This window comes from Catenibacillus scindens (assembly GCF_014202115.1).
Taxonomy (GTDB): domain Bacteria; phylum Bacillota; class Clostridia; order Lachnospirales; family Lachnospiraceae; genus Catenibacillus; species Catenibacillus scindens.
The window spans coordinates 168,090-176,423 of sequence record NZ_JACHFW010000007.1 but is presented as its reverse complement, the minus strand read 5'-3'; the positions used below and the strand labels follow the sequence as shown (position 1 = coordinate 176,423).

At 46.9% G+C, this 8,334-nt stretch carries 8 protein-coding genes; 4 read left to right on the top strand and 4 right to left on the bottom strand.

The features are described from left to right. Both HNP82_RS10275 and HNP82_RS10270 read left to right on the top strand, forming a co-directional pair. The coding region (locus HNP82_RS10275) for an alpha/beta hydrolase (RefSeq protein ID WP_207720601.1) at positions 1–963 on the top strand (963 nt) is incomplete at its 5' end. A 31-nt stretch (positions 964–994) separates the two neighbouring features. Further along, positions 995–2,446, top strand: coding sequence for a nuclear transport factor 2 family protein (locus HNP82_RS10270; protein ID WP_183774084.1), 1,452 nt, complete (start codon positions 995–997; stop codon positions 2,444–2,446). Here HNP82_RS10270 and HNP82_RS10265 read toward each other — a convergent pair. From HNP82_RS10265 to HNP82_RS10255, 3 genes are all read right to left on the bottom strand, one after another. Then, positions 2,418–3,194 (bottom strand): MurR/RpiR family transcriptional regulator, encoded by a 777-nt coding sequence (locus HNP82_RS10265; RefSeq protein ID WP_183774081.1) that lies wholly within the window; start codon positions 3,192–3,194, stop codon positions 2,418–2,420. The two genes, HNP82_RS10270 and HNP82_RS10265, sit on opposite strands and share 29 nt — an antisense overlap. 146 nt (positions 3,195–3,340) lie before the next feature. Next, entirely contained in the window at positions 3,341–3,598 is a 258-nt protein-coding gene (locus tag HNP82_RS10260) for a hypothetical protein (protein WP_183774078.1), read from the bottom strand. A gap of 19 nt (positions 3,599–3,617) precedes the next feature. Continuing rightward, a complete protein-coding gene (locus tag HNP82_RS10255; RefSeq protein WP_183774075.1) occupies positions 3,618–4,274 on the bottom strand; it encodes a YczE/YyaS/YitT family protein in 657 nt (218 codons plus the stop codon). 189 nt (positions 4,275–4,463) lie between these two features. Here HNP82_RS10255 and HNP82_RS10250 point away from each other — a divergent pair, with 189 nt between their 5' ends. After that, positions 4,464–5,378: a LysR family transcriptional regulator gene (locus HNP82_RS10250; RefSeq protein ID WP_183774071.1), complete on the top strand. Its 915-nt coding sequence runs from the start codon at positions 4,464–4,466 to the stop codon at positions 5,376–5,378. Between the two features lie 231 nt (positions 5,379–5,609). Then, positions 5,610–7,811, top strand: coding sequence for a glycoside hydrolase family 3 N-terminal domain-containing protein (locus HNP82_RS10245; protein ID WP_183774066.1), 2,202 nt, complete (start codon positions 5,610–5,612; stop codon positions 7,809–7,811). A gap of 83 nt (positions 7,812–7,894) precedes the next feature. Here HNP82_RS10245 and HNP82_RS10240 read toward each other — a convergent pair. Then, on the bottom strand, positions 7,895–8,334 hold a 440-nt coding region (locus HNP82_RS10240), incomplete at its 5' end, for a hypothetical protein (RefSeq protein ID WP_330599535.1).

Genomic DNA, 8,334 nt, shown 5'->3' with positions numbered 1-8,334 from the left:
ACTTTTGATTTTGACTGGGATATATTAAAACTGGGGCTTTACAGAATGAGAAAGACAAAAATCGAAGGGCTTTTCGCATGTAAAATTCCCCTGCCGTCGGGAACCTTTAACTACCGTTTTGTCCTGGATATGCCCGATGGGAACCCTCTGAAAATGGTGACTGTGACAGACCCGGTTAATCCGCCCTTTACTGTAGGGGATAAGGTTCAGCCTTACAGTCAGGTTTATGTTCCTTTTGACAGCCAAAAGCAGGTTGTTGACCGTAGTGTAGAGCTTCCTGTGGATGACGGCGGCCGCCTGGAAGTTTTTGAGTATGAGACAGATCCGGCTTTTGGTGTGGGCGAAAAACAGAAGGGTGTGATTTATCTGCCCAAAGATTACGATCCTGAGAGCCCCTGTCCGGTGCTGTATTTAAGCCACGGCGGCGGGGATAACGCCGCAAGCTGGATCAATCAGGGTTCGCTGAAGAATATAATGGATCATCTGATCGCTGCAGGGCGGACGGAACCGATGGCGGTGGTTTTGATGGATAACGAAGTTTTTCACTGGGACAATCCGGGCAAATGTATCCCAAATCTGACAGGCTATCTGATCCCTTGGGTGGAAAGTACATATGCTGTGGGAGGAAATCCCGGTAAACGGGCGTTCGCCGGATTTTCTGCCGGCGGATTTCTTGCCTATGAAGTACTTGTTTCCTGCCCGGAATGGTTTAATTATATCGGCGTATGGAGCGGAGGAAAGCGCGTGAATGATCTCCCTGATACCGGGGCGAACCGCAAACTTCAGGTTCACATCGGTGCAGGCCGTTATGATGACGCTTTCTTTACTTTCGGATACAAGCTGGAAGATCTGCTTCATGAGGAGGGCATTCCTTTTACCAGTTATTTTCCTGACGGCGGACATCAATGGTCGGTGTGGCGTCAGCTTTTAGAAGATTTTTGCGGAAGGGTGCTTTGGAGATAAAGACTGTGTAATGTGATCGGAGGAATGACGGATGAGCTTTTATACCGCCATGGAAAATGCCATGGCTCACATGATTTTTTATATGAACCGGAATCAGAAGACGGATGTATCCGCCCTGGCCGGATATCTGAATTGTTTGCCGGAATCGCTTAAAATTGATGGCGATATCCAGGAACAGAAAAATTTTATAATCTTTACAGTGTCGCCGGCCTACAGCCAGGACAGACAAAACCATTCCGGTTTCGACGGAATGATTAGCTGTGACGCTTATATTTATCATCTTCTAAAAGGCGGGGAGGAAAAAAGCGCCTGCGGTTTAAAGATTACACGGATGGATATCGGTTTCAGAAAGAACGGTGACGAGGGGCGGATTGAAAGTGTTTTCTGGTATACCGTCCAGGATATGGAACCCTGGAGCTACAGAGGAAAAATTACAGAGCCGGAGACCGCCGGAATAGGGGATGGCTTTGGCGCTGAAACAACATCGGGAAGTCTATCGTCAGAAGATTATCTGGTTATAAAGAAACAGGTGAACCGGCCCTGGGATCAGTTAGCAATCAGCAGCGATGAAGAGCTTCGGCGTATGTTCTGTGTCCCCGGCGGAATAGAGCAACCGGATTTGGGCTCCCTCATCGGCCTGACATCGTCCCCGGCGATGGAAATTACCGGCAGAAATCAGATTCAGGTATGGTATCCGGTGGAATTGTTTGGTATTCATGGGAACATGGAGGGACATCCGTCGGTATGCCGCTGTTTTTATTATGTGAACAGTCTATTTTCAAAGGACGAAGGAAAATGGCAGATGACCGGGCAGAAGGGATGGCCTGTGCTGCGGCTCCCGGATACGCCTTATCCCCAGGGACAGCGTTATGATAAAATCAGTGTGGATATGTTTCCGTGGACTCTTGGAAATGAAGAGCTTCCCGGGATTTTTGAAGAAGACAGCTATAAGATAGAAAATATTATCAATGCCTGGGTGTATGGCTGCCGGCGTGGACGGCTGTGTGAATTTTATGAGAATTATATGAAAAATGATGGGTTTGTGCCTGAAATGCTGATCCGAAGCCGCGGCGCGCAGACACCAAAACTCCATGGCGAGGATGAGATTTTGCATAAGCTCTCAGGTATGGACGCCAGATATCATCCGGGAATGTATACTTTCCATACGGCCACAACACCGCTGATTGAGATCAGTGTGGACGGTCGGACAGCGGTGGGCACATGGTTTGACCACAGCGCTACCAATTTAAGCGGAAGCGCATTTGAGGACAGTAAGATCCCTTATATGGTTTTTGTGGCGCGGTACCGTCATCATTTCCGCAAGATTGACGGAAAATGGTTCCTGACAGACTTTTTCTGGGAACCTTTGATCAGTTTAAAGGACTGGAGTTTTGATCGAAAACACTCCGGAGGGCTGGCCGCCCGGAAAAATGCCGTGCTTTACCCGGAAGCCTTCAGCTCAGATATTTATTCCTGTAAGTAATGGATAACATGGAAAGAAACATAGTAAAGTAAAAATCATCCATCTGAGTCATGTTTCCATCAAAACAAAAGGAGCAGAAAGCGTATTTCAGATAGACCGAACGGGTGGAATTAGTCAGCAGAAGAATGCAGGTTTTTTTCTGCTGAAGGATCTGGAGAAGTTCAAGGCTCAGAGTTTTTTCATGAACGTTTGGCAGAGCCAGGATGACTGCCGTACCTTCAGCGATATTGGAAGCGTCTTTGATCTGCATGGCCGGGCTTGTGATAATGCGGGTGGTATGGCCGGACAGAAGGAGATTGGTCTGAAGATTTGTCTCGTGCATGTAGATCCCGTTGGTATAGATCCGTATATTTTTGCGGCGGTGGATGATGTCCGCCATTTCATCTAATTTATTCTGGTCTATTTTTTTGCGGAAATCCTCCACAATGTCTGCCAGGGCAGATAAGTAAGCGCTCTCCTCGCTGCCGTATGTGGAAATTTTGTTAATAGGGACGTACCGGTTGAGCATATTGTAATTTTGTATGGCATTGGACAGCCCCAGTTTAAATTCCTGAAAACTTTTGTAGCCAAGCTTCTGGCAGAACCTGCTGATGGTTGAGGGGGAAACGCAGCATATCTGAGCCCAGTCATAAATGTTCCCTCCTGAGAGCTGGTCGAGATTTTCCAGCAGAGACTGGGCCACTGAGAAATAAATATCTTCGTTGACAGTGTTGTTATAATAGTTGATCATATGTGTCAGGGCGTGCATAGTAATCCTCCGTTTTGTGTAAACATGATTTCATCATAGGACAAAAATTTTTTTTGCGCAATGACACACCGGCGAAAAATATGCAAAAAGACCAGGAAAATTCCTGGCCTTTTTGCGGTAGTGGAAAATTTTATTAAAACGTTTTCTCAGGCTGCAAGTCTTTTTGGAGCGCTGACAGGGTGGGCCAGTCCGCGCCGGATAAACAGGCAGCCGGCAATAAAGGCGCACAGGGCGAAAACATACCATGTGGCCATACCGAAAATAACATTGGCAATTGTCACGTCAAGGACATGATTCATTGCGAGAACTGTGGGTAAAGCTGCCATAATAATGGCAATGACAGCGATGACAACGCCGGATAAAAGGCTGTTGGTTTCATTGTGCATTTCTTCATAATTTTTCATGAAAATCACCTCATTAATTTTAATAAGCTTCAGCCAGGATTCTTCTCTCAATAGGTTTGAAGAGATGGCCGAAAAATCTGGAAATATATCCCACAAGTAAAGCCGCGATAATGGTGCCTTCCCGAACGCCCTGTACCTGATGGCTCAGGATCAGGGAGATCACCAGCGCGCACACGGCCATTGTTACATCCATGCTGACCTTTGTCGTCCCAAAATTTGTTCCGACAGTCCGGGTAATAGATTTGACAGTACCCTCTCCGGGCAGCATGACAACATTGGCGCAGACTTCCATATAAACGCCAAATCCCAGAACTACACAGCCGATCAGCAGATAAATAATGCTCTGTACATAATTTTGGGGGTCCAGCCAGAACAGAAGGTAATCCATGGAGAAATCGATAAAATAACCGAATGCTACGGAAACCGGGATCTGTAATAGCTGAATCGGTTTATAATTCCGGCGCTCAAGGCAGATCTGGATAACAATCAGCAGCAGACTGAAAACAATGGTAAACTGTCCGATGGTGGGGGTGAAAGACAGGCTCAGCACATAAGGGATACTGGAAATGGGAGATGTTCCAAGATCCGCTTTCGTGATCAGTGCCACACCGATGGAGTTTACGAAAAGTCCCACGATAAAGATGACATATCTTTTGACAAGTTCAAGTTTTTGCATAGAAGCAAAAGACCTCCTTTAAAATTTTGGTAACAGTTCAGCCATCAGGGATGGATTGTTACCAATTTTGAATAAAATTTTTGAATTCCATTGCGGTTCTATATGAATTCAACTATAATGAAGAAAAAGAGATGTGTAAAATGAATGATTTATATATCAGTCATAACTTATAAGAATGAAGGAGGGGCCATGTCCGCGTTTTTTGAATATTACAAAATTTTTTATTTTGTAGCCCGGACCGGGAGTATTACAAAGGCGGCCAATTTTTTGTCTGTGACCCAGCCCAGCGTGACAAAATCGGTACACAGCCTGGAAAAACAGTTGGGATGCAGCCTGTTCATACGGTCGAAAAAGGGGGTGGCTCTGACGAGGGAGGGGCAGATGCTTTTCAGAAAGATTCAGCCGGCCTGCGAGCTGATTTTTTCGGCGGAAGATGACCTGGAAGCATTAAAGGAGATGCGCTCAGGCATTATGCGCATCGGAGCCAATGAGCTGACGTTTACGAGCTGGCTTCTGCCCCATGTCAAAGCCTTTAAACAGAAATACCCGGATGTAAAGATTAAGATTGAAAACATGACTAACAGTGATGTCTGTTCTGTACTGGAAGGTGGAAATATTGATTTTGCCGTTTTAAGTTCGCCTATAGACGTGGAAAATTCCAGAGATTATTCAGGATTTGAGATTAAATATGTGGGAGAATTTCAGGATGTTCCGGTATGTGGCCCAGATTTCTTTGATGTGGCCCAAAAACGCCGTTACCTTCATGAATTTACCCGATTTCCATTGATTTCCATGCCGGAAGGCACTTCTACCCGTATTTTCTACAGTAAATTTTTTGAAAAACACAGTCTGTTGTTTCAGCCGGACATTGAATTATCTTCGGTGGATCAGATTACCCGGGCTATACGTGAGGGGCTGGGTGTCGGTTTTGTACCACTGAATGTGGCGGAAACCAGCTTTCAGGAAGGAACATTGAGGCAGATCGATCTTGAAGAGAAAATTCCTGTGAGATATAATTGTATTATTACCGCTTACAGTAACCCTCCGGGAGTTACTGCCCGGACATTTATTGAGCAATTTGAAGATCTAAAGCCTGGATTATAGTTATTCCCGCAGGCAGTGAGCCAATCAGATGCGCCCGCGCGTCCATTTGACGGGAACTATTCAGGACGGCGTATCTTCGGGGCAAAAATTTACTATGGAAATGACAAAATAAGAAAATACATTTGTCATAAAATAAGGTATACTTAATTTTATGAGGTAATTAACGCGGCTGCCAGGATGTGCTGAATGGGCGCGCGGAACTACACTACACATAAAACAGGGGGTAAAACTATGTATCGTTTAACCAAAGCTCAGAAACAAAAAGTCCAGGATCTTCTCAGTCAGATGACACTGGAAGAAAAGATCGGTCAGATGAATTTGATTTCTCCTTCCATCGTCGGCGGATTTGATGTGTCCTTTGAGGAATTGATCGAGATGGTAGGAGATGGAAGAATTTCCCATGAGGAGTTTGAGAAAATTTTAAATAACGCTGAGAGAGATTATCAGGAAGATAATATCCGTGCTGGAAAGATTGGCGCTATGATGCTCCAGGACCCGGAAAAGGTCAACGAGTTGCAAAAAATTGCTGTGGAGGAGAGCCGTCTCGGTATCCCTCTTCTCATTGGCCTGGATGTTATCCATGGTTTCCGTTCTGTGTATCCTATCGCCATCGCCGAGGCCGGAGCTTTTGATCCGGATCTGTTTGAGCGCACTGCCCACATGGCGGCAAAGGAATCAAGAACCCAGGGTGTTAACTGGCACTACGCGCCGATGATCGATGTTGCCAGAGATTCCCGGTGGGGCCGTGTTTCCGAGGGGCCGGGGGAGGATACATATCTGGCGTCAGAATTTGCCCGGGCAAAGATCCGTGGCCTGCAGGGAGATATGTCCTCCACTGATAACTATGTAGCTGCATGTACGAAACATTATGTGGCATACGGCGCCTGCGAATCCGGCCGTGACTATAATACTACAAGTATGTCCATTTCCCAGCTTCACAATATATATCTGCCTCCTTTTAAGGCGGCGATGGAGGAAGGAGCAGCTTCAGTTATGGCATCTTTTAATGATCTTAACGGTGTGCCCTGTACTGTAAATCCCTATACGCTCCGCCATCTTCTGAAAGAGACATACGGCTTGAAAGGACTGGTTGTCAGCGATGCCAATGCTATCCGTGAGTGTGTGACCCACGGTATTGCGGCGGATGATATGGATGCCGGAGTTCAGGCGGCAAATGCGGGCATGGACATGGATATGGGCACAGGCATTTACAGCAAATATCTGGAGCAGGCCATAGCAGAAGGCAAAGTGGATATGGGCGTTATTGACGAAGCGGTAACCCGTATTCTGTCTGTAAAAGTATGGCTTGGCCTTTTTGAGCATCCTTATGTGGAAAAAGAGGCGATGACCCGCTATGAGACCCTTCCCAAAGCACATACGGATCTTGCTCTGGAAGCGGCGGAAAAATCTATTGTCCTTTTGAAAAATGAGGGGAATATCCTTCCTTTAAAGAAAGACCAGAAGATCAGCCTGGTAGGCAATCTGGCGGATATGAAAGAGGAAATTATCGGAGCTTGGGCCATGAGCTGGCAGCATAAAGACTGTGTTACTATTCTGGATGGCCTGAAAAGTGCCGGAGCCAATGTTTCTTACTATCCTTGCGGAGGACCTGAGGGAGATCTGAACGATGAGGAGATCAAAGAGGCAGTCAGCGACGGAGATGTGATTGTGGCAGTCATCGGAGAGATGGTCAATATGTCCGGGGAGGCGGCTTCAAAAGCAGATATCTCCCTACCGGGAAAACAAAGAGAACTGCTTGAAAAACTTTTGGCCAGCGGCAAACCGGTGGTGGCAGTGCTGATGAACGGACGCCCCCTCGCTCTTGGCTGGGAAAATGAACATCTGCCGGCCATTGTGGAGGCATGGCATCTTGGAATACAGATGGGCAACGCGGTTGTCCGGGTACTTTTCGGGGACTGTAATCCTTCTGGAAAGCTGGCGTCCTCCTTCCCTTATGTCACCGGACAATGCCCGGTTTACTACAACCATCCAAATACAGGACGGCCGGGAAGCGGAAGCAAGTTTACATCCCGCTATCTGGACGCGCCTTTTGACGCACTGTACCCCTTCGGCTACGGATTAAGCTATACATCATTTGAATACAGTGATTTGAAAGTGGAGGATGCGGGTGACGCCTTTAAGGTAACCGTGACTGTGGCCAACACAGGCGACCGGACAGGTACTGAGACCGTTCAGTTGTATATGCAGGATGTGACCGCCACACTGGTGCGTCCGGTGAAGGAACTGAAAGGCTTTACAAAAGTAACCCTTGATCCGGGAGCGTCGGTGGATGTGACTATGAGTCTGAAAAAATCTGACATGGGATTTTACGATAACGATGCCAATTACCGGATTGAAGACGGCAAGTTTAATATCTTTGTGGGGACAAATTCAAAAGAATGTATGAAACAGGAAATTGACGTTAAGTTTTAAAAAAACAGCCGGGCCGCCTTTTTGACGGCCCGGCTGATTGTGTGTAAGCGCGCCAGTGGCACGCATTTAGCGCTGGTCAGTCCTTAACTGACGGTCCCAAGTTTTTTTATATTGATCGTGGCGTTTGAATAAAAGAAATTTCCGCCATTGGCCCGGACGGATATGGTTGCCGGAACCTGAGTAATGTTGACGATCTGTGTAAAGGCCATATTTTCCACGTCATTGGCGGAGGTTAAACTGCACTGAGCAGCGGCGCCGCCTACCTGGTTTGAATTTACTAAAAGCACCAGCAGCATAGCCAGAGGAAAAATTGTATCTCCTGCCGGAGATACAGAGCCGTTAAATGTGATTTCGTAAATTCCTGGAGTGCTTATGGTGACATTGCTGCTGTTTGTGGGATGGGTGATGGAGCTGCCGTTGGTGATGCTGTTGCGGTCAAAGATCAAATTGCTTCCTGTTGTTCCGGCCTGGGGCGGCACAGAATAGGCGGACAGTACGTCCTGGGATGTCTGGCCTCCGGTAG

Coding starts and splice junctions, on each gene's coding strand:
- HNP82_RS10270 (WP_183774084.1), top strand. CDS start 995: ATGAGCTTTTATACCGCCATGGAAAATGCCATGGCTCACATGATTTTT.
- HNP82_RS10265 (WP_183774081.1), bottom strand. CDS start 3,194: ATGCACGCCCTGACACATATGATCAACTATTATAACAACACTGTCAAC.
- HNP82_RS10260 (WP_183774078.1), bottom strand. CDS start 3,598: ATGAAAAATTATGAAGAAATGCACAATGAAACCAACAGCCTTTTATCC.
- HNP82_RS10255 (WP_183774075.1), bottom strand. CDS start 4,274: ATGCAAAAACTTGAACTTGTCAAAAGATATGTCATCTTTATCGTGGGA.
- HNP82_RS10250 (WP_183774071.1), top strand. CDS start 4,464: ATGTCCGCGTTTTTTGAATATTACAAAATTTTTTATTTTGTAGCCCGG.
- HNP82_RS10245 (WP_183774066.1), top strand. CDS start 5,610: ATGTATCGTTTAACCAAAGCTCAGAAACAAAAAGTCCAGGATCTTCTC.